26 protein-coding genes are annotated in these 25405 nt (G+C 52.8%); 8 read left to right on the top strand and 18 right to left on the bottom strand.

What is annotated here, in order from left to right:
* Positions 1-15: 15 nt before the first annotated feature.
* The 7 genes from tssC to QNH99_RS07170 all read right to left on the bottom strand — a co-directional run bounded on the left by tssC (position 16) and on the right by QNH99_RS07170 (position 8236).
* On the bottom strand, positions 16-1563 hold the full coding sequence (gene tssC / locus QNH99_RS07200; RefSeq protein WP_063880420.1) for a type VI secretion system contractile sheath large subunit: 1548 nt from the start codon (positions 1561-1563) through the stop codon (positions 16-18).
* Positions 1564-1607: 44 nt separating this feature from the next.
* A complete protein-coding gene (tssB, locus tag QNH99_RS07195) occupies positions 1608-2108 on the bottom strand; it encodes a type VI secretion system contractile sheath small subunit (protein WP_063880421.1) in 501 nt (166 codons plus the stop codon).
* An 883-nt stretch (positions 2109-2991) separates the two neighbouring features.
* Positions 2992-3693 (bottom strand): glycerophosphodiester phosphodiesterase, encoded by a 702-nt coding sequence (gene ugpQ / locus QNH99_RS07190; protein WP_283355883.1) that lies wholly within the window; start codon positions 3691-3693, stop codon positions 2992-2994.
* Between the two features lie 19 nt (positions 3694-3712).
* Entirely contained in the window at positions 3713-4819 is a 1107-nt protein-coding gene (locus QNH99_RS07185; RefSeq protein ID WP_410517484.1) for an ABC transporter ATP-binding protein, read from the bottom strand.
* A gap of 5 nt (positions 4820-4824) precedes the next feature.
* Positions 4825-5889 (bottom strand): carbohydrate ABC transporter permease, encoded by a 1065-nt coding sequence (locus QNH99_RS07180; protein WP_063880425.1) that lies wholly within the window; start codon positions 5887-5889, stop codon positions 4825-4827.
* Positions 5889-6800, bottom strand: a complete 912-nt coding sequence (locus QNH99_RS07175) for a carbohydrate ABC transporter permease (RefSeq protein WP_283355884.1) — start codon at positions 6798-6800, stop codon at positions 5889-5891. Before QNH99_RS07175 ends, QNH99_RS07180 begins: the two co-directional genes overlap by 1 nt.
* Before the next feature lie 59 nt (positions 6801-6859).
* Positions 6860-8236 (bottom strand): ABC transporter substrate-binding protein, encoded by a 1377-nt coding sequence (locus tag QNH99_RS07170; RefSeq protein WP_241567769.1) that lies wholly within the window; start codon positions 8234-8236, stop codon positions 6860-6862.
* 93 nt (positions 8237-8329) lie between these two features.
* On the opposite strand from QNH99_RS07170, the gene QNH99_RS07165 reads away from it, so the two are divergent.
* Complete coding sequence (locus QNH99_RS07165) at positions 8330-9475, top strand: ROK family transcriptional regulator (protein WP_410517483.1); 1146 nt, start codon at positions 8330-8332, stop codon at positions 9473-9475.
* Between the two features lie 438 nt (positions 9476-9913).
* Here the strand turns inward: QNH99_RS07165 and QNH99_RS07160 are convergent, their stop codons facing one another.
* Both QNH99_RS07160 and QNH99_RS07155 read right to left on the bottom strand, forming a co-directional pair.
* Positions 9914-10285: a hypothetical protein gene (locus tag QNH99_RS07160; RefSeq protein ID WP_410516204.1), complete on the bottom strand. Its 372-nt coding sequence runs from the start codon at positions 10283-10285 to the stop codon at positions 9914-9916.
* Between the two features lie 74 nt (positions 10286-10359).
* Positions 10360-10893 (bottom strand): RES family NAD+ phosphorylase, encoded by a 534-nt coding sequence (locus QNH99_RS07155; RefSeq protein WP_109717602.1) that lies wholly within the window; start codon positions 10891-10893, stop codon positions 10360-10362.
* 136 nt (positions 10894-11029) lie between these two features.
* Here QNH99_RS07155 and QNH99_RS07150 point away from each other — a divergent pair, with 136 nt between their 5' ends.
* On the top strand, positions 11030-11194 hold the full coding sequence (locus tag QNH99_RS07150) for a hypothetical protein (RefSeq protein WP_410517482.1): 165 nt from the start codon (positions 11030-11032) through the stop codon (positions 11192-11194).
* 65 nt (positions 11195-11259) lie between these two features.
* Here QNH99_RS07150 and QNH99_RS07145 read toward each other — a convergent pair whose 3' ends face one another.
* Entirely contained in the window at positions 11260-11589 is a 330-nt protein-coding gene (locus tag QNH99_RS07145; protein ID WP_063880432.1) for a hypothetical protein, read from the bottom strand.
* 455 nt (positions 11590-12044) lie between these two features.
* Positions 12045-12284, bottom strand: a complete 240-nt coding sequence (locus QNH99_RS07140) for a hypothetical protein (protein WP_063880433.1) — start codon at positions 12282-12284, stop codon at positions 12045-12047.
* Positions 12285-12549: 265 nt separating this feature from the next.
* Between QNH99_RS07140 and QNH99_RS07135 the strand changes: the two genes are divergently transcribed.
* On the top strand, positions 12550-13770 hold the full coding sequence (locus QNH99_RS07135) for an L-lactate MFS transporter (RefSeq protein ID WP_096012889.1): 1221 nt from the start codon (positions 12550-12552) through the stop codon (positions 13768-13770).
* 33 nt (positions 13771-13803) lie between these two features.
* Here the strand turns inward: QNH99_RS07135 and QNH99_RS07130 are convergent, their stop codons facing one another.
* The 5 genes from QNH99_RS07130 to QNH99_RS07110 all read right to left on the bottom strand — a co-directional run bounded on the left by QNH99_RS07130 (position 13804) and on the right by QNH99_RS07110 (position 17737).
* Positions 13804-14679, bottom strand: coding sequence for an SMP-30/gluconolactonase/LRE family protein (locus QNH99_RS07130; RefSeq protein WP_109717643.1), 876 nt, complete (start codon positions 14677-14679; stop codon positions 13804-13806).
* 468 nt (positions 14680-15147) lie between these two features.
* Positions 15148-15429, bottom strand: a complete 282-nt coding sequence (locus QNH99_RS07125; protein ID WP_145394037.1) for a lipoprotein — start codon at positions 15427-15429, stop codon at positions 15148-15150.
* A 243-nt stretch (positions 15430-15672) separates the two neighbouring features.
* Positions 15673-16482, bottom strand: coding sequence for a hypothetical protein (locus QNH99_RS07120; protein ID WP_410517481.1), 810 nt, complete (start codon positions 16480-16482; stop codon positions 15673-15675).
* Positions 16483-16491: 9 nt separating this feature from the next.
* Complete coding sequence (locus tag QNH99_RS07115; protein ID WP_063880438.1) at positions 16492-16944, bottom strand: universal stress protein; 453 nt, start codon at positions 16942-16944, stop codon at positions 16492-16494.
* Between the two features lie 7 nt (positions 16945-16951).
* Positions 16952-17737: an IclR family transcriptional regulator gene (locus QNH99_RS07110; RefSeq protein ID WP_096012887.1), complete on the bottom strand. Its 786-nt coding sequence runs from the start codon at positions 17735-17737 to the stop codon at positions 16952-16954.
* 150 nt (positions 17738-17887) lie between these two features.
* Between QNH99_RS07110 and QNH99_RS07105 the strand changes: the two genes are divergently transcribed.
* From QNH99_RS07105 to ypdK, 3 genes are all read left to right on the top strand, one after another.
* A complete protein-coding gene (locus tag QNH99_RS07105) occupies positions 17888-19489 on the top strand; it encodes an MFS transporter (RefSeq protein ID WP_241567776.1) in 1602 nt (533 codons plus the stop codon).
* Positions 19490-19495: 6 nt separating this feature from the next.
* A complete protein-coding gene (locus QNH99_RS07100; protein WP_063880441.1) occupies positions 19496-20524 on the top strand; it encodes an HlyD family secretion protein in 1029 nt (342 codons plus the stop codon).
* A gap of 197 nt (positions 20525-20721) precedes the next feature.
* Entirely contained in the window at positions 20722-20793 is a 72-nt protein-coding gene (gene ypdK, locus QNH99_RS07095; protein WP_006120362.1) for a membrane protein YpdK, read from the top strand.
* A 50-nt stretch (positions 20794-20843) separates the two neighbouring features.
* Here the strand turns inward: ypdK and alaC are convergent, their stop codons facing one another.
* Together alaC and QNH99_RS07085 are read right to left on the bottom strand one after the other, a co-directional pair.
* Positions 20844-22079: an alanine transaminase gene (gene alaC, locus QNH99_RS07090; RefSeq protein ID WP_096012884.1), complete on the bottom strand. Its 1236-nt coding sequence runs from the start codon at positions 22077-22079 to the stop codon at positions 20844-20846.
* A gap of 117 nt (positions 22080-22196) precedes the next feature.
* On the bottom strand, positions 22197-22721 hold the full coding sequence (locus QNH99_RS07085) for a GNAT family N-acetyltransferase (protein WP_109717597.1): 525 nt from the start codon (positions 22719-22721) through the stop codon (positions 22197-22199).
* Between the two features lie 269 nt (positions 22722-22990).
* Here QNH99_RS07085 and QNH99_RS07080 point away from each other — a divergent pair, with 269 nt between their 5' ends.
* Together QNH99_RS07080 and QNH99_RS07075 are read left to right on the top strand one after the other, a co-directional pair.
* A complete protein-coding gene (locus QNH99_RS07080; RefSeq protein ID WP_410517661.1) occupies positions 22991-24661 on the top strand; it encodes a LytS/YhcK type 5TM receptor domain-containing protein in 1671 nt (556 codons plus the stop codon).
* Positions 24658-25386 carry a LytR/AlgR family response regulator transcription factor gene (locus QNH99_RS07075; protein WP_063880444.1) on the top strand — a complete coding sequence of 243 codons (729 nt, stop codon included), beginning with the start codon at positions 24658-24660 and terminating at the stop codon, positions 25384-25386. Before QNH99_RS07080 ends, QNH99_RS07075 begins: the two co-directional genes overlap by 4 nt.
* Positions 25387-25405 lie beyond the last annotated feature (19 nt).

Here is a 25405-nt window from a genome sequence, read left to right as displayed (position 1 = left end):
GCTTCCTGCCTTTCGTTACGATTTCGCCTTCGGCATCTGGGAAACCAGTGACAGGTTGACGTCCATGCCTTCTACCTGGAAATGCGGCACCGCGAAGAGTTTCACGCGGAAGAAGCCCGGATTGTCTTCGATGTCTTCCACCACCACTTTCGCGTCACGCAGCGGGTGAGACGCCTGCAGCTCATCGCCCGGATCGGTCATCTCCGTGACCAGACTGCGAACCCAGGTGTTCAGCTCAAGCTCCAGCAGACGACGGTCTTTGGTCGTACCGATATTTTCACGCTGGATCAGTTTCAGATAATGGGCGATGCGTGACAGCAGGAAGATGTAGGGCAGACGGGCATTGATACGGCTGTTGGCGGTCGCATCCGCTGTATCGTACAGCGCCGGTTTCTGGGTGGAGTTCGCCGAGAAGAAGCACGCGTAGTCACGGTTTTTGTAGTACGACAGCGGAATGAAACCCAGGTTGGCGAATTCAAATTCGCGGGTTTCCGGGATCATCACTTCAGACGGGATCTTCACCTGATTACCGGTGCCCAGATCGTACAGATGGATAGGCAGGTCCTGAACGGCACCGCCCGCCTGTGGGCCACGAATCTGGACGCACCAGCCGTTGTTGATAAAGCTGCGTACCATATTCGCGGCAAAGGCAAACGAGGCGTTGGTCCACAGATATTTGTTGTGATCCGGGCCTTTCACCTCTTCGACATAGTTGAAGCTGCGGACCGGCGTGGTATCCGGGCCATACGGCAGACGGCCCAGTACACGCGGCATCACCAGACCGATATAGCGGGAATCATCGGTTTCGCGGAAGGATTTCCACTTGATGTATTCCGCGCGGTCAAAGTAGTTGCCGATATCCTTGATGGCCGCCACCTCCTCCATGGCGTCCTTGAGGAAAAATTTCGGACCTGCGGAGCCGATAAACGGCATATGTGCTGCGGCAGAGACTTTCGAAATATTGCGCAACAGGGCCACATCCTGTGCAGAGGCATCAAATTCGTAGGCGGAGATCAGCGCGGCAATCGGTTCGCCACCCGGTGTGTCATATTCATCAATGTAAGTGTGTTTATACAGTCCGCTCTGGATAATTTCCGGGCTGTCTTCAAAGTCCTGACGCAGGTCTTCTTTCGACATATCCAGCAGTTCAACTTTCACGTTCTGGCGGAAATCGGTTTTATCGACCAGGGATTTCACGCCGCGCCACAGACTTTCCACCGCCTGAAAAGCATCGTGATGCATGACGGCATCAAGCTGACGGCTGATCTGGTGATCCAGTTCGGCGATATGATGGTCAATCAGGTTTCTGTCGAGTTTCTCAACTTTTGAACCAGATTTTGTCAGGCATTCCAGAAACACCTGCATGCCGGCGGTCAGACGTTCATCCGCCGTTGCATCCGACATCGCCTGTGCATCCTGCCAGATATCCAGTGCGCTCAGCTCAGACACCGGGTTCAGATTGATTTTTTCAAACAGGGACGCATAAACCCCACCCGCGGCTGGGCGTTCCAGTACCACGCTTTCGCCACCCGCAGCCTTCTCATTTTTTACAGACATCAACATCTTCCTTATTAATCCGTTATTAATCCGTCAAAACACTCTGACCGTTAGGGCTGTTTCGGGGCCAGAGCAGACAGCTCAGACCGAAGTTCGGCACTTAATGCCGGATCGAGCAGAATGTTTTCCAGCTCTTTTCGGAAAGTCTGGTTGTCCAGCAGGTTGGCCTTTAAATCACGAAGCAAATTGCGCATGGAAAGCATGGCTTTCAGTTGAGGTATTTGTCGGGACACCTGTTCCGGAGAGAAATCTTTCATGCTCTGAAATGTCAGACGGATATTTTCTTCGCTACCGTCACCGGCAAGCGTGTTTTGAACGGTAAGATTGACTTCTGGGGAATATTCGGAAAGTACGGCGTCGAAATTATTTTTGTTCAGATTAACTTTTTTTCGCTCGGATAACGGTGCGGTCTCCTTGCCATGACTGAAATCACCCGCAACCAGTAATTTCAGGGGGAGCTCTGTTTTCTTGCTCGCGCCACCGGTATGCAGTTCAAGTTTTAGATTAATACGTGCTTTCGGAATTTCGGACTGATAGGAAGAATTAGACATGGCTGTCCCTGTTCTATTGCGTTATAGAAACGGTCAATGCCAGCGAGAAATTAATAAGAATAGCAAACCCAGCAAGAACAACGTCCCGGTTCACGTCATCCGACGAGAATAAAAACTCGGAATCAAAAGCGGGTGCATTCCATTCACCAGCATGTCGACACTGTATTGTTGAGCGTTTATCTGCGATGGAAAACATTCGGATAAACGCCAACGGACAGAGTGTAAGAAGGTTAAACACATGACAGTAAATGAAAAAGTGTAACAAAACGTTACAATAATCAGGCTTAACATTTTTATATCATCTTTTTGATTTATATGACTTTTAATTAATAACCCTTTCATGCCGCATGGGACAAGGGTGTTCAGTAAGTGATCAATTTAGCTTAGGGATTGAATCCCGAAAAATCCCGACCACAATGTGAAATATTTAATTTTAGTTTTAACAAAAATAATAATCAGGATGCGACTGCGCTCGGGAAAATATGAAGACATGGTCATACTTTCATAATTCTCTTTTCGTTAACCTGGGGGTTATTTATTTTTATTGAAGGAGAGTAACGATCACCACTGGGCTCTTCACCTTTTTCATGCCAGTGCCTGTGACAGGTAAATCTCAGGCACCAGGTGCCTGGACGATCGGGAACAACAACCGTCCAGGCGGCAATAAGCAGGGAGCGGCGCAACTCACTTTTCAGCGATCTGAACGCGTCGATAAACTGAATGGCATCATCGACAGACAGAATTCGGTAACATTGCCTGCTCAATAGTGATGAGCCAGATTAAGGTAATATTTTAAAACTTCCCATCCATCCCCTGATAAAATCGTGCAAATCACATTGGTGACGCGAGCGATTAGTATCGTTTGGCAGCGGGCCCCAGCAAACTAACGCCGTGTGGTGCTGAAAATATCCGGGCGGTTGAGGTTGATATAATCTACCCCCGCAGACGCTATTTCCTGATGAACCTTTATGTCGTCACCACCGTAATAAACCATGATCTCAAGGCCAGCCTTACGGCTTGATTCAAGGATTCCGGGATTACGCATCTGCTCAACGTTCACCTCGATGATAGAACCATGATGCAGGGGTGCAACAAGAGAGGGAGACATGGCGATATCGAGGGTCATCATTTTGCGAAACTCCGGTGCCACAGCCTGAAGGCCAGTGCGCATCGCGTCGGAAAACGAAAAGAAGAACGTGTCGCGCACCATACCGAGATCCCGGACTAACGCAGCCACTTTGAGTGGATCGCAGTATTTCAGCTCAATATAGACACCCGCGCGACCGCGCAGATGTTCAAGGTAGTCATCAAGCCGCGGCACAATGGCACCTTTAAAGCGGTCGTCGAACCAGCTTCCTGCATCCAGTGCATCAATATCGCGCGACAAGGCATGACCAACGAGGCCCGTGCCGTTCGTCGTGCGATCCAGGGTCTCGTCATGGATAACGTAGAGTACACCGTCTGCGCTCTCTCGCACATCCAGCTCAATGTAATCGGCCCCCTGCTCAAGCGCCAGGTCTGCGGAAAAGAAGGTGTTCTCTGGTGCAAAATGGTTGGCACCACGGTGTGATACGACTCGGGTCATTAACGTATTTTCCTGTTAGCTAGCCAGCATAAACATGTTTGCTGGGGTGGCAGAATACCGAGAGGTTGGCATGAAGATCGACGATGCGTTTACCAGAAGCATTGAAGATAAGGGTCAGTTCGGGTTGACATGCGATACCGATCCGGGAACCGGTCGCATGACGCACCGCTTCACCATATTCCAGCGCGCGGAGAATGCCGGCTGGCGTGTCAATCGTGTAGAAAACTTCACGTCCCATCGGCTCAACGATGATAACGTCACCACAGAGAGGCGCATGATCGGCGGCAACCAGGTTGATATCCTCCGGACGCAGACCGAAACAAACGGGGCCATCGTATCCGTGATTCAGTTCAAAGGATGATTGTCCTAATTGCAGAAAACGGCCAAGTGCCTGTCCCTTCACAAGGTTCATGGGCGGTGAGCCGATGAATCCTGCAACAAAGAGATCGTCCGGACGCCTGTAAAGGTCGTCTGGCGTGCCGATCTGGACTATCTCGCCATGATTCATACAGATGATCCGATCGGCCATCGTGATGGCTTCCAACTGGTCATGGGTGACGATCAAGGTGGTGAAGCCGAGGCGTTTCTGAAGATTCTTGAGCTCCGTGCGCATGGTGATACGGAGTGTTGCGTCAAGGTTAGAAAGCGGCTCGTCAAGTAACAGGATATTCGGTTCCTTGACCAGTGCCCGGGCAAGCGCCACGCGTTGTTGCTGCCCACCTGAAAGCTGCGATGGGCGTCGATCGAGCAGCGCGCTTATTTGCACAAGAGTAGCCGCCTCTTCCACGCGCCGGGCCATTTGGTCCTTATCGATTTTTTTAAAACGTAACGGGAAGGCGATGTTGTCGCGCACCGTCAGGTTTGGGTAAAGCGCATAAGACTGGAAGACGATACCGACATTACGATCGCGGGCATCAATGCGATTGACATTGTGCCCGTCAAACGCGATCTCACCGCTGCTCGGCGCATAAAGCCCCGCCAGAAGAAACAGCGTCGTCGACTTACCACATCCGGATGGGCCGAGAATGGCAACGAATTCACCGTTCTCAATGGCAAGATTCATCGGTTTCAGGACCTGGGTCTCACCCCAGTTTTTGGTGACATTGTTGAGCGTGATCGAGGCCATGACAATTATCCCTTAATACCGCCAAAACTCATTTGGGTGATGTATTTCTGCGTGAAGGTGTAGAGAACAAGCACGGGAAGTAAGTAGATGATGCCGACGGCGGCGATCATGCCGTAATCTGCGCCCGTATTATCCTGTGCAACAAAGAAAAGGTAGAGGCTCATGGTCATCTGGCTTTTGTCGATAAGTAGCGTCTGGACAAAAACGTACTCCTCCCAACCGCGCAAAAAGGTAAAGGTAGCAATCGCAATCAGCCCGCTACGCACCTGTGGCAGAACCACCAGGCGAAAGGCCTGGAAGCGGGTCGCGCCATCTGTCACCGCACTCATCTCAATATCCCAGGGCACGCCGTCAAAAAAGCCCTTAAGGACGAAGATCGCGTAGGGCAGCTCCAGCGCACTCATCACCATCACCACGCCGGAGAGATGGTTGAGCAGGCCCATATAGTGAAGCTGGATGAAGATAGCGATGGTCAGGGCCAGCGCGGGAAAAGCATGTAACAGAAGCAAACCGCGAAGGAAATTTTCCCGACCGGCAAAGGCAAAGCGCGATAACGCGTAGGCTGCTGGCGTCGCGACGATCGTCACAATCAGCGTTTGGGAGACGGCAAAGATCAGGGAGCTACCCAGTGCCGTCCAGGCCGACGGCATCAGCTCCACGCGCGTTGTGCCGGTATTCGCAATATCCCGGTTCCACAGAAAACGGTAGTTGTGCACTGTCATATGGGGCATCAGGAAAATCATCACGAGGAGCAGCACAATGATACCGAGCGCAGTCCAGGACAATATCGGTCTGCGCAGGCGATCTGCCAGAAAGGCAAGCACGATCGCCCCGAAATAAGCCACGCCCGCAATGGCGCTGGTGCGCCAAAGCACAAGCCGGCTGACGGACTCATCAGAGGTGGTCAGGGATTTTGCCAGGAGCCAGAGGTAAGGCAGCAGAATCGGGACCGAAATAATCGTCAGGAAGAGAATGACCGCAGACAGGAAGCCGACACGATTGACGGTGCCTCGACGTTCAAGACGCGCCCATTTCGATTGGGCAACCGCTGTGGTTTGTACGCGTGACATCACAATACCTCGATTTTCGGCGCGGCAAAGGTCGCGCGCATATTACTAACACGCCATTGCACTAAGGTCGCGGCCACGCCAATCACCATCAAACCAAGCGCCAGCGCCGCGCCATAGGCGTAAGCCCCATTTTCAAAGGCACGACGGTAGATATAGAGCGCATACGGCGTGGAATCGTAGACAGGGCCGCCTCCGGTGATGAGCAGAATGTATTCGTAGGTGGTCATCAGGGAGAGGCCCTGATAGATCGTGATAAATCGAATGGGCTGAGACAGCGCGGGGATCACCACATAACGCAGCACGCCCCATTCGCTCGCCCCGTCTATCCGCGCCGCATTGGCGAGATGTGAGGGGATGGAGCGAATTGATGACGTCAGAATGACCATGGCAAAAGATGCCCCCACTAACCCATTCGCCACGACGATCAGAAACAAGGGGAAATCATTGCGCAAATTCACAGGCGGCAGGCCTAAAGACCCGGTTACCTGATTAAGCAAACCGGACGGCGTGGGATCGGCAACCCATATCCACAGAATACTGTAGAGTACGGCCGGTGACATGCGTGGCAACAGCCAGAGACCGCGAAACAGATTACCGAGTCTGTCGGGGATGGCCGTCGACGTTATGGCCAACAGGGCACCCAGCCCGACATTGAAAATAAACAATGTCGCCGTGACGTAGATCAGCGTCGTCAGGAGCACGCCAGGAATGCGCGCATCGCGTGACACGATCCGCTCGAAATTCTGCAGTGTAAATTGGCCGACCCGAAGATCCGCGCCCATATCGGTAAAGGCGATGACAGTATTGACGATGATGGGCGCCAGGAAAAAGACGACCAACAACGCGATAGCAGGCGCGAGATAGAAAACGGGTCGGGCTGGCCGGTGCGCCCGAGGCTGGAACTGAGACATGACCTCATCTCCTTAAATATTAACGATCACGCTAAGCGCGACACCCGACGGGCTAAACACTATTTTTTGGCGACAGAGGCGCGAATCTCAATATCGTCGCCGAACTGCAGTTCAAGCTCTTCAGCGATAAAATCAACCGCCTGTTTTGCGGTCATTTTCCCTGTCTCAACGGCCTGAAGACCGCTGAACAGCACCTTGTTATAGCTGCCAAACTGAATGTGATTGGGCACGAACTTCGCATGCGCCATCATTGGCGAGGCGGCTGACAGCACCCAGTTATCCCGGTATTTCGGCATCGCCGTTTGCGCGTTGCTGATGGCCGTATGATAGGAGGTCACAGCATGCTCGTTGTTGAAATAGGGTAAGGTTGCCAGTGCGACGAGTTCGGCAGCAATATCGGCATTTTTACTTTTGGCATTCACCGTATAGAGAAGCGGATGCGACAGGTTTGAAGGCTGACCGCCCTTTTTGGCCGCCGGGGCCGGAATCCAGCCTATCTTATGAAAATAACCCTCTTTGTCTGACGGCCAGACCGCCCCATTTTTGTCTCCCACCTGCCAGGCCACCGCCCAGACACCCTGGTGAAAGATAAATGCCTTCTCCTGTTTGAATGCCCCCTGAATGGCATCCCAACTCATCGCCGTATTATCGACAGGGGTAACCCCCTGCTTCGCATTACGCGCATACCACCCAAGGGCGTCGGCCATTTCAGCCTTAGGAAACATGAGTTTACCGGTCTTCTCATCCATGAATTTCACGCCGTAAGACTGAAAGACCATAAGATAATCAATACCGACGTTCGGGCGGTGCAGCATGCCATATTGGGCTGCTTTGCCGTCCACGACTTCTTTGGCAAGTGCGGTCAGATCGTCGAGTGTAAAATCACCGGACTCAACCCTGGCCGGAATAGCGTTAATAAAGGCTTCATCCTTGCCGATTTTTCTCAACATATCTTTGTTGTAAAAAAACATCCGTATTTCAGCATCCTGCGGTATGCCGTAGATCTTTCCATCCTTTGCTTTCGCCGATTCCCACAGCACAGGCAGGATATCGCTATAAACCCACGGTGCAGCGGCGATCTTATCGTTCATTTGCATGGCATAACCGTCCTTAGCAAACTGACCGATCCACTCATGGGGCAGCACATAGATATCCGGTCCCTGGCCGACGGACATTGCCTTCAGCATGTCCATGGCAAAGTCGTCCCAGCCTTTGACAGCACTGCTGTTGGCCTGAACCACAATATGCTTGTCGACACCCGCAGCCTTAAATTGCTTGTTCATGATGTCGGCGGCATCTTCGATATTGGTGATGCGGTTGGGAGCACTCCGCTCGGCGAGCGTGGAGAGCTTGATGGTTATCTCCTCGGCGTGGGCAAGGCCGCCACACAGCGCGGAAATCACCAAGGTGGCGAGGACAGTCAATTTTTTCGACATGGTTTTTATTCCCGTTGTGCCTATTATTTAAGTAAGTTAATTTATTTAAATGACAAGTTCATGACCATGTGAAAATGACCGGGAGAAGATGAATTGACTTCATCGAAGCATTGGGAAGGAATCGGTACAACGCAGTCTGCCGTGTTACGTTATCTTCGTCGCAACGACTCTGCATCGCGTGCTGAAATCGCCGATTGTTGTGGCGTGACAGCGGCGGCGGTGAGCATGATGACCCGCGATCTCATCAAGCGAGGTATCGTCGTCGAAGGAGCTCGTCGTCCGTCTGGCCGGGGCGCACCGCACATCGATCTTACGCTTAATTCCGCAATCGGTTATGCCATAGGGATTCATGCCAGCCGCTTTTCTATCACGCTGATGCTGCTTGATTTCAAAGGCAAGTTGGTCGATGAAATTGAACTGATCGGCCTCTATGAAACCTTTGCCGAGGCTCGGTCAGCGATGCAGGAGGGTCACAAAACGCTGCTGGAGAGAAATCACATACCGCATCGTTTACTGATTGGTGCAGGCATCGCCATGCCGACACGGTTTCAACGCGGTGTTGCGCCTCTCCATCTGGCCCCCGAAGTGACTTCCTGGGATGAACCCGGGCTGTATGAGTCCATCCGGCAGGCTTTGGGCTGTCCGGTGTTGATCGAAAATGATGCCAATGCTGCAGCAATGGGCGAGATGGCGCTCGGTAATGCGGCTAATCATCAAGACTTTGTCTATCTCTATCTGTCAGAAGGCATCGGCAGCGGCATTATTTTGGGCAAACAACGCTATCGCGGTCATCTTGGCAATGCGGGCGAAATTGGCCTGTTACTTCCACTCGAAAGACCACGGCCCTCTTTTACTGACCTTGCTGCCTGGTGCAAAAATCACCTCGGCCAGATACCGGATGGTCGTTCACAAGCCGTCTGGCACCGTTTCCTGAGCGAAAACGTATCGGTTCTCGACGGGTGGATTGAACGCACAGGCCCGGAAATCGCACGCCTGGGCTTTATGCTAAACGCTGTCCTTGCGCCAGCGGCTATCTATCTTGGGGGCACACTGCCGCAGGTCGTGCGTCAACGGCTTGCTATCTGGCTCGATTTTTCCGCGTTAGATACCTTAAATGACACTCATGTCGTGCAACCTGAAATCTGCCTGCCGGATATCTCAGCTACGGATACCGTCGCATTCGGTGCCGCCGCCATGGTTCTGCATAATGTGGCTCAGCCGGATACGGGGGAATCGTAGCGCATTTAACCGCCACCTCAGCGTGATTTAACATGGCTTAAAAACACGTCGCCATGGGCGGTAAGCGCTGTCCCGCTGAACGTAAAGTGGAAGCCGCCCAACAGGGTGTTTATCGTGGCCATTCTGTTTCCAGCGTTGTAACACCTCTCAATATCACCCTCAGCCGGGAGCGGTCTGGGTTGATGCGCGTTTATCCCGGCCTCCCCCTGAAAAAGCAGTCCGCACCGACAAATAAAACCACTCGCTTCTGTTTCTGTCTTTTTCACAGGGGAAAACAGGTTTGCCGGGGTGAATATTCCCGTTCTGGCAGGAAGCGATCATCGAGTGCGCGTGCAGCATTGAGAATAAAGGCCGGCAAGACGAATATTCACGCAACAATGCCAGAATAAAGAAGAGCCGCCGCCATCAGACCAGAGGCAGGCGTTTTATTCCGCGTGATCAGAACCGGCAGAGTTGGGATGCCACGCGATCCAGCGCTCTGTCATAACTGGCCCGTTCCCCAGCACTCAAGAATCCCTGCTTCTTAACAAATTGATTGGTGTCTTTTCGCACCTGCTCAACCTGCCGCCACATTTTTTCCGCCTGTGGTTGTGTCAGAAGACGGGCTTTGCGGGCAGTACCAATATCGGCCTGAAGAATATTGGCACGTACGGAGATATGCGCCTGACGGGGATCGGTAATGGCACCGCCCACATTGCCCTGCACATCATGTTGCGTGTTGAGATCGCATCCCGGATAGTCTGGCGCAGCCGACGCGGCGAAGGTGCTAAAAGCGATCAGATAAAGCATGGCGTAACATAGCATTCTCATGGTAGCTATCCTGGTCATCGTCGTTAATTAACCTGTTCGGCTGGCGCGTTGGGCAGCCATAAGGCGAAAATCCACTATAATCCCCACTCAGGCCCGTCGGATGAAAGCGTAATGGTTACAGGTTCTCCGCACACTTCAACACAGGGCGCGTCATGCGTATTCCAGCGAAACAGGCAGAGATGCCAACCGCCGGGGATGATACGAGAACAATCAATGATCCCATGTGCGCCTGACGCCCTTGCCTTATCGGCATTTTCCCAGGACAACGGCATCAGCCCTTGCTTCAGCGCTGCTCGCCAGGGGCTGTTGGATGCCTCGGGGATTATCCCCATTTGCAGGCAACCTGCCTTATCCCGCTGATCGATGACCCTGGCACCGCTCACGCGAAGCGGAATAAGCACACGCGCTAATCCATCTTCCCGCATATAACCCGAAACCGCCATGATGGACCATTCAGGAATGGGGCTCATATAAAGTGCGGGCTGCCCCTGTCGGTGATAACGTCCTGCGCTTTGCGGCCCAGGCGCGGCGAGAGCGGCGTGCGCATTCGTTGACAACACCGAGCGGTAAAACTGGCCCGAAAGGGGCAAAAAAGCGTCAGCGTCCATTTCCCTCACCTTATTAAGCGCCCGGGCGACATTCAGGCTGGCTCACCTAAACACTCTCAACGCCCATCTGTTTGTGCCGGTGCTGTTTTCTGGTCGATGGCGGATGACACCGCTCATGGGTGCCAGGCAGATAATAGTGACCATCAGCAGAGCGCGCCGTACCACCGGGACAACCGTCCATTCCGCGCTGCCCGTTCTTTCCCGCAAGGCCATCACCGCCAGGCTGTCCATTTTGGCTGCCGCCGTTGCCACCTGCGCCCCCATTACCACCCGACCCGGCGTAGCAGGCGGATACCGATAAAAGCAACATTATCCCGGTTACAGCAGCTAACTTATGCATGAACATACCGCCTTCATTCGTCATTATTATTCGACAGTGATCGAGTCCGGTTTTTGCGCCACGATCTTAAGCGAGGTGCCTTTTATCGCGTCACTGACCGCTTCCCGGAGGGTCATGGTTCCCTGCACCGGATTGACGTGGACAGCGCCGGTTCGCGACAGATCTGTCTCAATAAAACAGCCTGAAGCATGGGCTAACTGCTGGGCCGTTTCATCAAAGCGCGGGAGATTAACATGGTAAGTGCCCTCGATATCACATTTACCCGGAGAAATGTGACCAGAGGATGAAGGGCTGCATGAGGTGCAAGCGGCGGCGAGCATCAGCACGCCAAGGCTCTTCAGACTGACTGAATACATAAACCTCTCCGGCAGAATAAACAGGAATTTATTATTCTCACAAGACAGGGTGACTGTCTGCATGCGGAATATGTCTGAGTATGACGCGCTGAAGCGCGCGCAGGCACTTAATCGCCGGTTAACCAATCGCTCTACCGTCGCCCACTGTTACGCATCGCCAGCATGGTCATCTGGGGTAAGCGGAAGAGTTAGCAGGATTTATCGATGCTAATGCCACCGGGGCGAGGGAGAGTGATGCAGTTATGATTAAGCGCGGGCGAAAAAGCAATGCCGGTTAAGAAGCTAAAGATGAAAGGAGAGGTAAAACTGAGGACGGGTAAAGTTGAGGATATCGACGCCATCCCTGGCATTACCATGATGATACGGTCAGTTTTCATACATTAGGCATGAGCCGCTGTCACGCTCTTGCTACAGGCTGAACCGTACCGGGCGTGGAACCCTTTCCTGTCCGGGCGTCATGCCCATTGTTGCTGCTGATTGACAAGATGTTGTGGTTGATTTATTGCCTTACGCGCAATCCAGTAGAGCAGAACTCGCTCGTCGTCACTGTCACGATCCGCCATTGACAATAATTTCAGCGCCAGCGTAGATTTAGTGACAGGCTGCTGCTCTGCGCTCAATTCAATCACTGCCTGACCGATAATGCAGCAAACCTCATCCTCACTGGTGACGGATTCATATGTCCGGTCTTTCATATTTCCTCCTGTTGAATGAACTTTTAGCATGGCAAAAAAACGCTGACTCTGCCGGAAAAAAGCACTGTTTGTAACATTCCCTTACTGCTATTTACCTGAGGTCATCACATAGCTATACCGGTAACGTTTATCGCTCCTGCCATTCATGCCACTCTCGCGGCATTTCATTCCATTTTGCATTCCATTCATGCCCTTTCTCCCCGCACGCGCAAGGCTAAGGTTTATTCTGGCCGCAGTTTCCAGTTTCCCATCGGGAGTAAACATCATGAATAAGCCACAACAGGCTGTCTGCCAGCGTACACGCTGGTTAACTCTTATCGGTACGGTGATTACCCAGTTTGCGCTGGGATCGGTGTATACGTGGAGTTTGTTTAACGGTCAGCTGTCGCAAAAACTGTCGGCATCGGTCAGCGAGGTGGCCTTTTCATTTGGGTTGCTGAGCCTGGGGCTGGCGGTGGCGTCTTCGCTGGCTGGCAAACTTCAGGAACGTTTTGGCGTCCGTAAGGTGACTATCGGCGCGGGCGTGATGATGGCGCTGGGTTTATGGCTGACCTCCCATGCCGATAACCTGATGATGCTGTATCTCAGCGCAGGCATTCTGCTGGGCCTGGCTGATGGCGCAGGCTACCTGATGACGTTGTCAAACTGCGTTAAATGGTTTCCTGAACGTAAAGGGGTGATATCCGCCTGCGCGATTGGTGCCTACGGACTGGGAAGCCTGGGGTTCAAATTTATCTGTGGCGCGCTACTGGCTAAGTTTGGGCTCGAACAGACCTTCATTATCTGGGGATTATTGGCCATGACGATGATGATCATCGGGGCGCTGATGATGCGCGATGCGCCATTGCAAAGCCCGTCGACCGTACAAAATCAGGCAAACCGCAACTATACGCTGGCGGAATCAGTGCGCCTGCCGCAGTACTGGATGCTGGCGCTGATGTTCCTGACGGCCTGCATGAGTGGCCTGTACGTGATTGGCGTCGCTAAAGATATCGGGGAAGGCTTAGTGCATCTCAGCACCCAGACGGCGGCTAACGCGGTGACTGTCATTGCCGTGGCTAATCTGAGTGGTCGGTTAGTGCTGGGCGTACTGTCTGACAAAATGGTTCGTATCCGGGTTATCTCGCTGGCCCAGCTGATTTCGTTAGCTGGCATGAGCGTTTTACTGTTTACCCAGATGAATCAAACCACCTTTTTCCTGTCTCTGGCCTGCATCGCTTTCAGCTTTGGCGGCACCATTACCGTTTTCCCTTCGCTGGTCAGCGACTTTTTCGGCCTCAATAATTTGACCAAAAATTATGGTCTGATTTATCTGGGATTCGGTATTGGCAGCGTTTTAGGTTCGCTGGTCGCCTCACTGTTTGGCGGTTTTACCGTAACGTTCAGCCTTATCATGACGCTATTGGTGATGTCATTACTGCTGTCACTGACGATTCGTATGCCGCAGAGCCCGTCTGTTCGCGAGCCGCTGCTGCAGCGTCAGTAATCGCGAGGGGCCAGGTCAGACTGGCCCCTTTTTTTAGCCGCGAAAGCGCGGTTCCGCCATACCGGCCACATCAAGTTCAACCGCAAAAATATCACCCGACGCTGGATAGCGCTCCCGATCTTCTTTACTGAGATTCTCTCTTGAACTGGTGATATACAGCGTTTTTAAATCGCGACCGCCAAAGGCGACCATCGTTGGCCACTTAACCGGCAGACTGATCTCATCCACGATTTCGCCATCCTGTGGATCGATACGCACCACCCGACCGCCATCAAATAATGCCGACCAGTAAAAGCCTTCGCTGTCTACGGCTGCACCATCGGGCAAGCCCCCGCGGGCATCAAAACGTCGGAAAACCTCACGTTCGCCCGGTTCGCCCTGGGCATCCAACGGATAGCGGTAAAGCACTTCGTTCGGTGTGTCCGTGTGATACATCCACTGACGATCGGGTGAGAAGGCTACGCCGTTTGAAATCTTGATGTCACGCGCTTTGACATCAAGCTTCAGATCGGGCGTCACACGGCATAGCAACCCTCCGTTTTTATCCTGTGGCTCCCACAAGCTACCGCACCAGAAATTCCCCCAGGGATCGACACGTCCGTCATTGAAACGGCTTTTCTCCGCGATGCCTGGATTATCAGCCACTTTCTTCTGCGGTTTACCCTGCTCATCCAACAGCCACACGCCACCGCGCAGGGCGGCGATGATACCGCCCTGCTCACGCAATCCAATGCACCCCACCTCTTCCTGTTGGGGAAACGTCGTCAGTTCGCCACTGATGGGATCAAAACGATGAATAGCTGGAGCCAAAATATCAACGCACCACAATACCTGTTCCTTGACCGACCAGAGCGGGCATTCCCCTAACTCCGCCTGAAGTTGCAGAATATTTTTTACCTTGTGAGCCATGTTTGCCTCCATTTATTGTCCTGCTAATAATGTAGCGCCAATTTCCAGACCCAGGAGAACTATTTTCACCGTATTTTTAAGACGGTTCTTACTTCTGCTTGCGCTTATTCATCCCATTCTGATGGGAAGATTAAAATTGCTTTTTCGACATTGCCGGAAAAGAAATATAAAGAAATACTTCTGCAGGTAACTCTACAATCGCTACATGTTTGCTCCACTATTTCGGCGTAATATCTAAAACATCGAAAAAGAGGAGATGGCGTATGAAAGAAACAAGTACAACAGTCCTTCCCATGGTCGCAGTGGGTTATTTTATAAACGGGCCAAAAATGCTATCAGGACATAAGGATGACAGGCAGCGACAGGGAAAATGGTCTGCCAAATATGAGAACCACTGAAGGGCAAAGATTTCACACAGCATAATATAAAAAAAAGAAGGTGGGATTAAATCCCACCTCGTTTTATTGGTTAACTCTTCACCGCATAATTACACTGATACCAGGTTTTCTTTAAGCCTGGTATTGTGCTGTCCTGAACAGGTAAATTTTCTACCTTATCAAAACCTTTATTCATGCAGTAATTCGCCACATCAATTTCCATCGCGTCGCGATTAACTTTTGACGGGTCGAAACGGTACTGTACGGTGTTTGAATGAGCATCTTCATCTACTCGCTCAAACGCCCCGGGTTTGCTGGCAGTACAGCCGCTCAGCAGAATAAGTGCCAGTGCACCAATAACTATTTTTTTCATTTTTACCTCACATTTTGTCGCAGTGTAAGGCGCGGCAAAATGGGTATCTATAGGAATAGTACGCGAGCTGTTGCGTATTTACGAAGTTTTACCAATTGATTCAATACGGTTAAACAGTTGGCATAATGTGCCATTAAACTGCGAAACTGCATTCAACGGAAAACATTCAAAGCACAACACCAGGCATTACTCTAAAAAAAAGCCTCTCTCAATTCAGCCCGCGTTTAGCGGGCTTTTTTTCGCTTATCCCTCGCCCGAAAGCGCAATCATTCTACGAAGCAGATTGGCTGCTTGCTTGTCAGGGAGTGCGAGAATCGCCGTGTAGAGATCGATGGACATGGCACACATAGATGAGCGGTCAACCGCCGTGTCTGCAGGCATATTGAGCTGTTGCAGCTTATCACCCCATTTTTGGTAAAGGCGATCCACGATATTTTTCAGGTCGTGCTGAGCCTGGTCGCGATCCATCGGCTGTTCTTCGGTCAAACTGTTGAGCAGTAAATACTCGGTGGCTTCTGCATCCTTTTGGTTCAGTGCGGCTGGCAGCGTTTTGGCCAGATTCACCCCGCCCTTCACCTGCGGATAAAGGAATTGAAAACAGAGTCCGGGATCAATCTTATTCAGCGCCTGCATTTCGTCGACGGAAACGCCAATATAATTAACGACGGCGCGACTTGAGCCGCGCATCAGCCGCTGATTAATCACATCTGTGAGCCAGCCTCTTAGTTCACCGACGGCCTGAATCATCGGCTCGCCTTCACGCAGTTTGTGAGACAGTTCGCGCGTCAGTAACTTCCACAGGGCGGGTTCCTGGGTGCGCAGCACGCGATAAACCGTCGCCTGCGCCATATAGTCCGCCGCCCGCTCATAGCGTTTTTCCTGTTGCTGCTGAGGCAAAATCCAGTTGAACCACAACATATTCGACAGGATAAGCGGCAGGATAAAAAGCACGACGCCCTGCCACACCCGCAACCGGGTGGTTCTGACCAACATCACAATGATAAGCGCCAGTAGCACAAAGGCCACCAGCGTAATAAAAAGCAGGGAAGTCATACTACGTTGTTAATCCTTACGCACATCAATCAGTACCGGGCAATGCGCGCGTTCAACAACAGCGGCACTCACAGATCCTTTTAATAAACGGTTAAAGGGTGACAAATGGCGCCGCCCCATAATAATCATATTGGCGTTTAGCTGTTGCGACTGGGCGACGATGGTATCAGCGGCTTCACCGGCCAGTATAATGCCACGCGCCTTAATGCCAGCCTGCAGCAACGGGGCCAGTGCATGCCGTACCACCATCTCAGCGGTATTTTGTTCATCCTGAGCCGCCACAAAATCCGCCGGATCTTCCCCTGCATCAATATCAATAGGTTGGCTGCAGGATGAATAAGCGGGATCGATACAGCATAAAACGACGACTTCCGCACGGTGTGCCTGCGCTTGTTCAATCGTTAAAGAAACCACTTTCTTCGCCACCGGAGAATTATCAATAGCCATCAACACTGTTTTCATTGAGCAGTCATCCTTCAACAGCGGCAATTTTGCCAATTTCGCGAATCAACGCCTGTTTGCATTGCAACATTTCCTCACGATAACGAGCCTCATGTTTCTTAAAACGTGCCGTTGGCACCAATAATGACACGGCAAAACGGCCAAAGAGCGTGTCCAGCGCAAAGGCCATCGTCGAGATACCTTCAAGCGTTTCACCGCGATCGTAGGAAATACTGGTTTTACGCACCTCATGAATCATCTGTAAGAGCTCGGCCAGCGTCTTAACCGTTTTATCAGTCAGTTCGCGCCAGGCGTCGCCCACCCGTGCCTGCACGTCAGCGTCACTTTCCAGCGCCAGCAGCGCTCTGCCCCCTGAGGTGCTGTAAAGCGGCAGATCCAGCCCGATACGCGGAACAACCCGCAACTCTCGTGATGCCACCACGTAATGCACAACGGCAAGCTGTGAACCGCTGGCGCGGGCCAGTGATACGGTTTCATTGGTATCCGCAGAGAGTTTTTCCATCAGCGGTTTGACTAAATCCACCACATCCGTGTTGACGCTGGAGAGGAGCTTAAGCAAAGCCGGGCCAAGGCGCAGTCCACCCGCACCGCTGCTACGAACCAGCTCTGCGCTATCCAGGGCCGCAACGATACGCTGAACGGTGGAACGCGGCAGATCAACCACCTGTGCGATCTCGCCCAGGCTCATGCCACTGGGATGTTCGCCTAAGGCATTAAGAATTTTTGCCGCACGTGCAATAACCTGAATGCCGCCCGTTTTTTCATCCTCGCGGCTGGATGATTGATGAGTCATAGCGTCGTCCTTTTTGAGCTGGCTTACTGTAACCCGAAAAGCGCACCTTTTACAGCATGTACCGCATTGCAATACAGCATATTGCCATGTAATATCGCCGCGCTGTATCGCATTGCAATACATCGAATCATAATAACGAGACCACCTGCTATGACGACCCGGCCCGGCAATGCGCCGACGCTGCATCCCTTTACCCTGCGCCTGGCATTAGGCTTGCTTGGCGTGTGGATCGCTGCGCTCACCTCAGGACTTAACGATCGGGTCAGTGATATCGCCCTGGCCGATATTCGTGCCGCCCTTGGCATCGGCTACGACCAGGGAAGCTGGATTGTCTCTGTCTATCAGGCTGCCGAAGTCGCCGCCATGATGATTGCGCCCTGGTTTGCCGTCACGTTTTCCCTACGGCGTTTTTCGCTGATCATGTCTGCGGGGTTTTTACTGTCCGGCATACTGCTGCCGCTCATGACCAATCCTGTTCTGTTTATGGCGTTACGCGTTGTACAGGGTCTGTTTGGCGGCGCGCTTCCGCCTATGCTGATGACCGTCGCGCTACGCTTTTTGCCGCCGCCGATTAAGCTCTACGGCCTGGGTGCCTACGCGCTGACCGCCACCTTTGGCCCCAATATGGCGGCTTCTCTGGCTGCCTTCTGGACAGATGAAGTCAACTGGATGTTCGTCTTCTGGCAGGTCGTGCCCGGTATGCTGATTGCCATCTTACTGATGGCCTGGGGATTACCTCAGGATCCGCTCCGTACTGAACGTTTTCAGCAGATCGACCTGTTTGGTATGGTCACCGGCTGTAGCGGCATGGCGCTGATCATTCTGGTTCTCAGCCAGGGTGAACGTCTGGACTGGCTTGATTCCCCCCTTATTACAGCAATGCTTTTCGCGGCGTTACCGCTCCTGGTGGTGTTTTTGATTAACGAGTGGTTTCATCCGCTGCCGCTGTTTAAGTTGCAGATGCTGAGACGGCGTAATTTGATGCACGGTTTACTGGTGTTGGCGGGCGTGCTCATTGTGTCGTTATCCGGCTCGGCCCTGCCTTCAGGCTATTTTGCTCAGGTCGACGGATTCCGCATTGGACAGTTTGCGCCGCTGGCTTTAACCATCGGCTTGCCGCAACTGATTATTGCGCCGTTTATCGCCGCCCTGCTGAATATTCGCTGGATCGACTGTCGCTGGATGCTGTCGCTGGGCCTGATCTTTCTTATCGCCTCATGCCTGCTGGGTATGCAGATCACGACGGGCTGGTCGCGGGACAACTTTTGGCTGATTCAGGCTTTACAGGCCGTGGGTCAGCCGATGGTGATTCTGCCAGTATTGATGAGTGCCACCAGCGTCGTTGCCCCACCGGAAGGCCCGTTTGCCTCAGCGATGTTTAATACGGTTCGGGGTTTTTCCAGCATTGCCGCCTCCACGCTGGTGTCGTGGTTCGTCAGCCACCGAGAGCAGTTTCACTCCAACATTCTGATTAATCAGGCAGCCAGCAGGCCCTGGTTGATGACGGCGCCAGACAGCAGCCAGGCCAGCGCCAGCTATCCGCTCCTGCCCGACGGCAGCGCCAGCTCTGTCGAAAATCTGCGCGGCTTTGCCATGCAGGTCAAGCATCAGGCACTGGTACTCGGCCTGAGTGATGCCTGGATGCTGCTGATCGGTTTTGCGCTACTGCTGCTGCTGGTGACGGCTCTGGTACCCAAACGGGTCTGGCCTCCTCAAACCTTGATCCAACCTGCAACCTCCACGTCGGGATAACTGAATATGCGTGCTTTAGCAATGAGAAGAACCCTGCTGCTTTCCCTCCTGCTGCTGGTTTTACTGGCGATGGCGCTGGCGGTCTGGGCGGTGATGACCCGTAACGATCACCGCACCAATGATGCCTGGGTGAATGCCGATTACACCATTGTCGCCCCGAAAGTGTCGGGCTACATCGCCCGTATCAACGTGAAGGATAACCAGCAGGTCGCGGCGGGCGAACTGTTAGCCACGCTGGACGATCGCGATTATCAGGTGGCGCTTGAGAGTGCCAAGGCCGACCTGCAGGTCAGTGAAGCCAAGCTGTTGAGCAGTCAGGCACAGCTGGAGCAGCAGCAATCGGTGATTGCGCAGCAGAAGGCCAGCGTCGCGGCCAGCCAGGCCACAGCGCAGTATGCCGGTCAGAGTGCGGAACGCTATAACCGTCTTTATCAGCGCGGCACGGTGGCCGCAGATGAACAGCAAAAAGCCAGTTCTGCACAACGATCCGCGAGCGCCACGGTGCGCCAGAGTGAAGCGGCCCTGGCCTCGGCGGTTAAGCAGGTCGGCGTGTTACAGGCGGCGGTCAGATCCTCAGAAGCCGATGTCGCCGCAGCGACGGCCAGCGTCGATCAGGCGCGTCTGAACCTGTCTTATACCCGCATTGTGGCACCGGTGGCCGGCATGGTGGGACAGCGTACCCTGCGCCTGGGTGCCTGGGTGTCAGCAGGCACGCGTCTGCTGGCGGTGGTGCCCTTGCAGCACACCTATATCACGGCAAATTATCTGGAAACCCAGTTGAAGGATGTTCGTCCGGGGCAACCCGTGCGCATTGAGGTCGACGCCTTGCCCGATCAGGTCTTTACCGGTCATGTCGACAGCATTGCGCCCGCCACGGGCGCGACGTTTTCAGCGATTTCTCCTGATAACGCTACCGGCAACTACACTAAGGTCGTTCAGCGATTACCGGTGAAAATTGTGCTGGATGAGGGACAGCCGAATCTGGCCCAGTTACGCGTCGGCATGTCTGCGGTTCCAGAAATTAACGTTCAGTAAAAAATGTGAACAAACTCTCAGAACCAAACTATTTCTTTTCGGTCTGATTACGCGTAGATTAGCCCCGATCCTGTTCTGAGTTATTCAGTTCGTCCGGGAGACCGTTGACCGTTGACCTGAACGGCGACCTGTCCCATCTGTCCGCGTTGCGCTGGATCGGGATCGCCAACATCGTAACCGCTCAGAGGAGTTCGCTTGTGAAATATGCTTTGATGGGAATTTCTTTCTTCGTACTGCTTTGGGTCGGCACCTTTGTGCTGATGCTGTAGTATCTGCAAGCATTCCGCAGGGGGCGACAGACGGTCGCCCCAGTGGCGGACTAGATCTGTTCTTCCATGTTTTTCACGCTGCCCGGCAATATACCATCCGCACGAAACATCGCTTTAATCCCTCTGACTGCCTGACGTATACGATCGCTGTTTTCAATCAGCGCAAAGCGGACATGCGTGTCACCGTAGTCACCAAAGCCAATGCCTGGCGAGACGCAGACTTTCGCCTCCTGCAGCATGTGCTTCGCAAACTCCAGCGAACCAAGGTGGGCATAGTGATCAGGAATTTTCGCCCACACGTACATCGACGCTTTCGGGATATCGACCATCCATCCCGCTTCGTGCAGCCCTTTTACCAGCACATCACGCCGCCGTTTATATTGCTCAGCAATATCGCGCACGCACTGCTGATCGCCTTCCAGCGCCGCAATCGCAGCCACCTGTAAGGGCGTAAATGTGCCGTAATCGTGATAGCTCTTGATACGCGCCAGCGCGGCGACTAACTCTTTGTTACCCACCATAAAGCCAATGCGCCAGCCCGCCATGTTGTAGCTTTTTGACAGCGTGAAGAACTCTACCGCGACATCACGTGCCCCTGGCACCTGCATGATGGAAGGCGCTTTCCAGCCATCATAGACAATGTCCGCGTAGGCCAGATCGTGAATCACCAGGACGTTGTACTGCTTCGCCAGCGCAATTACGCGCTCGAAAAAGTCCAGTTCGACACACTGAGATGTGGGATTGGAGGGAAAACCGAGCACCATCATTTTGGGTTTGGGATAGCTTTCGCGAATAGCGCGTTCCAGCTCATTGAAGAAATCGATCCCTTCCACCAGCGGTACAGATCGCACCTGTGCACCCGCGATAACGGCACCGTAGATATGAATAGGGTAACTGGGGTTGGGCACCAGCACCGTGTCGCCATGATCAAGCGTCGCCAGCATCAGGTGAGCCAGCCCCTCTTTGGACCCGATGGTGACGATAGCTTCAGATTCAGGATCGATATCAACCTGATAACGCTCTTCATACCAACGAGAAATCGCGCGACGCAGGCGAGGAATACCGCGTGAGGTCGAATAACCGTGCGTGTCTTCACGTTGTGCCACCTGGCACAATTTTTCTACGATATGAGGCGGCGTTGCCCCGTCGGGGTTGCCCATTGAAAGGTCGATGATATCTTCGCCACGCCGACGCGCAGCCATCTTCAGTTCAGCGGTGATGTTAAAAACGTAAGGCGGCAGGCGTTCAATACGTGTGAAACGACGGGTTGTGCTGTTATCAGCCATGGTGTCCTCTGGGAAACGTTAGCGCCCGGACCGTCCGAGCGACGCTGGTCACTGCGGTGACCTCTACAAGAACATAACTTGCAGATAACAACTTTGTCGAGAGGAGCAGAAAATTTTTTATATTTGCGGATTGAGCCGTTCAAGCAGCCAGTCATTCACCCAGCGGTCATTTAACAGATAATTATTTTGCAGCGTGCGCTGTAGCGTGAAGCCATTTTTTTCCAGAATCCGCCGTGATGCCCAGTTGCCCTCCACCACCAGCGCCTTGAGCTTGAGGAAATCGGCGTCGAACAAACACTGACACAACGCCCCCAGGGCTTCACTGCCGAAGCCCTGGCCACAGTAGCGGTGCAGCAGCATGTAACCGATTTCGGCCTGGCGAGCGGGCTGCCATTCAGGTGTACAGCCAAATAAGCCAATGGCTTCTCCGCTGTCGCGCCGCCTGGCGACCAGGCACAGCATGTGAAAGCTGCCTACCTGCCAGGGTGCCAAACGCTGGCTGAACCGTTCACGGATATCCTCTTCGTCAGGAATTTCACTCACCCAGTTCATCGTGTCGCGATCTTCGTGCACCGCCCGGAACAGTTGCCAGTCTTCCGGGCGTAATGTCGTTAACGTCAAACGTGAAGTGGTCAGATGCATACTCTGCTCCCGGCAAACAGGTCTCAAAGGAAAGCGACTGCGCTGATAATCCTGTCAGGCTTCAGTACCCCGCCCCGAATCCAAAAGAGGGAAATAAATGTTCCCCTTTATCGTGGTCAACATTTCCCCTTTTCGCTGTTTTAGAGAAATTGATCTAAAACATGAACAGTCATGCTGACCGCTGGGCGCGCTGGCGCATTATCATTACATTTTTTATCATAGCGTTCTTTAACATAGCTGAAGAGTCGCCTGTGACCTCACACTTTAACATGCTCCTGGCCGTCTTTGATCGCGCGGCGCTCATGCTGATTTGCCTGTTTTTTCTGACGCGAACCCGGCCTTTTCGTCAGTTATTACAAAAAGATGAGCACACTTCGCTGGAAAAAAGCGCTGTCATTGCCATTTTTTCCCTGTTTGCCTTATTCAGTACCTGGTCAGGTGTTAACGTCGAAGGTTCATTGCTTAACGTGCGGGTTATCGCCGTGATGGCGGGCGGTATTCTTTTTGGCCCCTGGGTGGGGATCGTGACGGGCGTGATTGCGGGCCTGCATCGTTTTTTGATTGATATTCACGGCGTGACGTCCGTGCCCTGCCTGATTACCAGCATCATTGCCGGGGTGGTTGCGGGCGGGATCAATCGTCGGGTGCAGCGCGAGCGACGCTGGGTGGTAGGCATTCTGGGCGGGATGTTCTGTGAAAGCCTGACGATGCTGCTTATTCTGTTATGGGCGAAACCTGTCGCCCTGGGGCTGGCGATTGTGTCCGAAATCGCCCTGCCGATGATCCTCGGCGCATCAAGCATTGGCTTAATCGTGTTACTGGTGCAGAGCGTTGAGGGTGAAAAAGAGGCCAGTGCGGCTCGTCAGGCCAAACTGGCGCTGGATATTGCTAACCAGACGCTGCCGCTGTTCCGGCAGGTAAACAGCGATTCACTTCGGAACATTTGCGACATTATCCGGCGAGAAATCAAAGCAGATGCCGTCGCCATGACCAACAAGCAGAAAATTTTGGCCTATGTTGGTTACGGCGAGCAAAACTATCAGCACGGCGATGACGGCATCAGCCCCACCACGGCTCAGGCCATCAACAGCGGTAAAATCATCATTAAAAACAATGATGAAGCCCACAGAACAAAAGACATTCACTCCATGATAGTGATTCCGTTACGGGAAAAAGGCAACGTCACCGGCACCTTAAAAATCTACTATCGTCGCGCGCACCGTATTACCGGCTCGCTGAAAGAGATGGCCGTTGGCCTGTCGCAGATTATCTCGACCCAGCTTGAAGTCTCCCGCACCGAGCAGCTGCGTGAAATGGCCAATAAAGCGGAACTCCGCGCGCTCCAGAGCAAAATAAATCCGCATTTCCTGTTTAATGCGCTCAATGCGATTTCGTCTTCTATCCGGCTCAATCCAGATACAGCGCGTCAGTTAGTCATCAATTTATCGCGTTATCTGCGCTACAACCTCGAACTGAACGACGATGAGCTTATCGATATCAAAAAAGAGCTGTGGCAGGTAAAGGATTACATCGCCATTGAGCAGGCCCGCTTTGGCGATAAGCTCACGATGATTTACGACGTGGATGAGGATTTGCATTTTTCTCTGCCCAGCCTGCTTATTCAGCCCTTAGTCGAAAACGCCATTGTGCACGGCATTCAGCCCTGCAAAGGAAAAGGTGTGGTGACATTGAGCGTGCGCGATTTGGGCGACCGGGTGCGCATTGCGGTGCGGGACACCGGGCAAGGCATCAGCGATGAGGTCATTGACAGAGTTGCACGCAACGAAATGCCGGGCAATAAAATCGGCCTGTTAAACGTGCATCACCGGGTTAAATTGCTGTCGGGCCAGGGACTGCATATCGTGCGTCATCAACCCGGGACAGAAATCGCCTTTACCCTGAGCAAAACCGGACAGCCACTGGTGGGAAATCTTGCATGAAAGCCATCATCGTAGAGGATGAGTTCCTTGCCCAGCAAGAGCTGAGCTGGATGATTCAGCAGCACAGCAACATTGAGATTGAAGCCTGCTTTGATGACGGACTCGACGTCCTGAAATACCTGCAACAGCACCGGGTGGATGTGATATTTCTCGATATTAATATTCCGTCGCTGGATGGCATGTTACTGGCGCAGAATATTCATCAGTTTGTGCATAAGCCTCTGATTGTTTTTATTACCGCCTGGAAAGAACATGCAGTAGAGGCCTTTGAGCTGGAGGCGTTTGACTACATCCTGAAGCCCTATCATGAGTCACGTATTATCACGATGCTCAACAAGCTGGAAGCCAGCTGGCAACAGCAGCACACAATTACCCAGGCACCGAGCGCGCAAAACCCCCTTACGGTTAACCTGACCAAAGACGATCGCATCATCGTGACCGACGTGAATGATATTTACTACGTCGAGGCTCATGAGAAGTTAACCTTCGTGTATACCCGCCGTGAAGACTATGTCATGTCGATGAATATCAGCGAATTTTGCTCACGCCTGCCCGAGCAGCAATTCTTCCGCTGTCACCGCTCTTACTGCGTTAATCTGAATAAGATCAGAGAGATTGAACCCTGGTTCAATAATACCTATCTGCTCAAATTAAGGGACAAGGACTTTCAGGTGCCCGTCAGCCGTAGCAAGGTAAAAACCTTCAGGCTGCTCATGCGTTTGTAGGGAAACCACAGGACGGAGA

Origin of the sequence: Pantoea allii (genome assembly GCF_046529425.1) — a bacterium.
Classification (GTDB): domain Bacteria; phylum Pseudomonadota; class Gammaproteobacteria; order Enterobacterales; family Enterobacteriaceae; genus Pantoea; species Pantoea allii.
This window is presented reverse-complemented; position numbering and strand designations above follow the sequence as displayed.

Excerpts from the sequence above, each read along its gene's own strand:
- tssC (WP_063880420.1), bottom strand. The coding sequence starts at position 1,563 with ATGTTGATGTCTGTAAAAAATGAGAAGGCTGCGGGTGGCGAAAGCGTG.
- tssB (WP_063880421.1), bottom strand. The coding sequence starts at position 2,108 with ATGTCTAATTCTTCCTATCAGTCCGAAATTCCGAAAGCACGTATTAAT.
- ugpQ (WP_283355883.1), bottom strand. The coding sequence starts at position 3,693 with ATGACCCGAGTCGTATCACACCGTGGTGCCAACCATTTTGCACCAGAG.
- QNH99_RS07185 (WP_410517484.1), bottom strand. The coding sequence starts at position 4,819 with ATGGCCTCGATCACGCTCAACAATGTCACCAAAAACTGGGGTGAGACC.
- QNH99_RS07180 (WP_063880425.1), bottom strand. The coding sequence starts at position 5,889 with ATGTCACGCGTACAAACCACAGCGGTTGCCCAATCGAAATGGGCGCGT.
- QNH99_RS07175 (WP_283355884.1), bottom strand. The coding sequence starts at position 6,800 with ATGTCTCAGTTCCAGCCTCGGGCGCACCGGCCAGCCCGACCCGTTTTC.
- QNH99_RS07170 (WP_241567769.1), bottom strand. The coding sequence starts at position 8,236 with ATGTCGAAAAAATTGACTGTCCTCGCCACCTTGGTGATTTCCGCGCTG.
- QNH99_RS07160 (WP_410516204.1), bottom strand. The coding sequence starts at position 10,285 with ATGAGAATGCTATGTTACGCCATGCTTTATCTGATCGCTTTTAGCACC.
- QNH99_RS07155 (WP_109717602.1), bottom strand. The coding sequence starts at position 10,893 with ATGGACGCTGACGCTTTTTTGCCCCTTTCGGGCCAGTTTTACCGCTCG.
- QNH99_RS07145 (WP_063880432.1), bottom strand. The coding sequence starts at position 11,589 with ATGTATTCAGTCAGTCTGAAGAGCCTTGGCGTGCTGATGCTCGCCGCC.
- QNH99_RS07140 (WP_063880433.1), bottom strand. The coding sequence starts at position 12,284 with ATGAAAGACCGGACATATGAATCCGTCACCAGTGAGGATGAGGTTTGC.
- QNH99_RS07135 (WP_096012889.1), top strand. The coding sequence starts at position 12,550 with ATGAATAAGCCACAACAGGCTGTCTGCCAGCGTACACGCTGGTTAACT.
- QNH99_RS07130 (WP_109717643.1), bottom strand. The coding sequence starts at position 14,679 with ATGGCTCACAAGGTAAAAAATATTCTGCAACTTCAGGCGGAGTTAGGG.
- QNH99_RS07125 (WP_145394037.1), bottom strand. The coding sequence starts at position 15,429 with ATGAAAAAAATAGTTATTGGTGCACTGGCACTTATTCTGCTGAGCGGC.
- QNH99_RS07120 (WP_410517481.1), bottom strand. The coding sequence starts at position 16,482 with ATGACTTCCCTGCTTTTTATTACGCTGGTGGCCTTTGTGCTACTGGCG.
- QNH99_RS07115 (WP_063880438.1), bottom strand. The coding sequence starts at position 16,944 with ATGAAAACAGTGTTGATGGCTATTGATAATTCTCCGGTGGCGAAGAAA.
- QNH99_RS07110 (WP_096012887.1), bottom strand. The coding sequence starts at position 17,737 with ATGACTCATCAATCATCCAGCCGCGAGGATGAAAAAACGGGCGGCATT.
- QNH99_RS07105 (WP_241567776.1), top strand. The coding sequence starts at position 17,888 with ATGACGACCCGGCCCGGCAATGCGCCGACGCTGCATCCCTTTACCCTG.
- QNH99_RS07100 (WP_063880441.1), top strand. The coding sequence starts at position 19,496 with ATGCGTGCTTTAGCAATGAGAAGAACCCTGCTGCTTTCCCTCCTGCTG.
- alaC (WP_096012884.1), bottom strand. The coding sequence starts at position 22,079 with ATGGCTGATAACAGCACAACCCGTCGTTTCACACGTATTGAACGCCTG.
- QNH99_RS07085 (WP_109717597.1), bottom strand. The coding sequence starts at position 22,721 with ATGCATCTGACCACTTCACGTTTGACGTTAACGACATTACGCCCGGAA.
- QNH99_RS07080 (WP_410517661.1), top strand. The coding sequence starts at position 22,991 with ATGCTCCTGGCCGTCTTTGATCGCGCGGCGCTCATGCTGATTTGCCTG.
- QNH99_RS07075 (WP_063880444.1), top strand. The coding sequence starts at position 24,658 with ATGAAAGCCATCATCGTAGAGGATGAGTTCCTTGCCCAGCAAGAGCTG.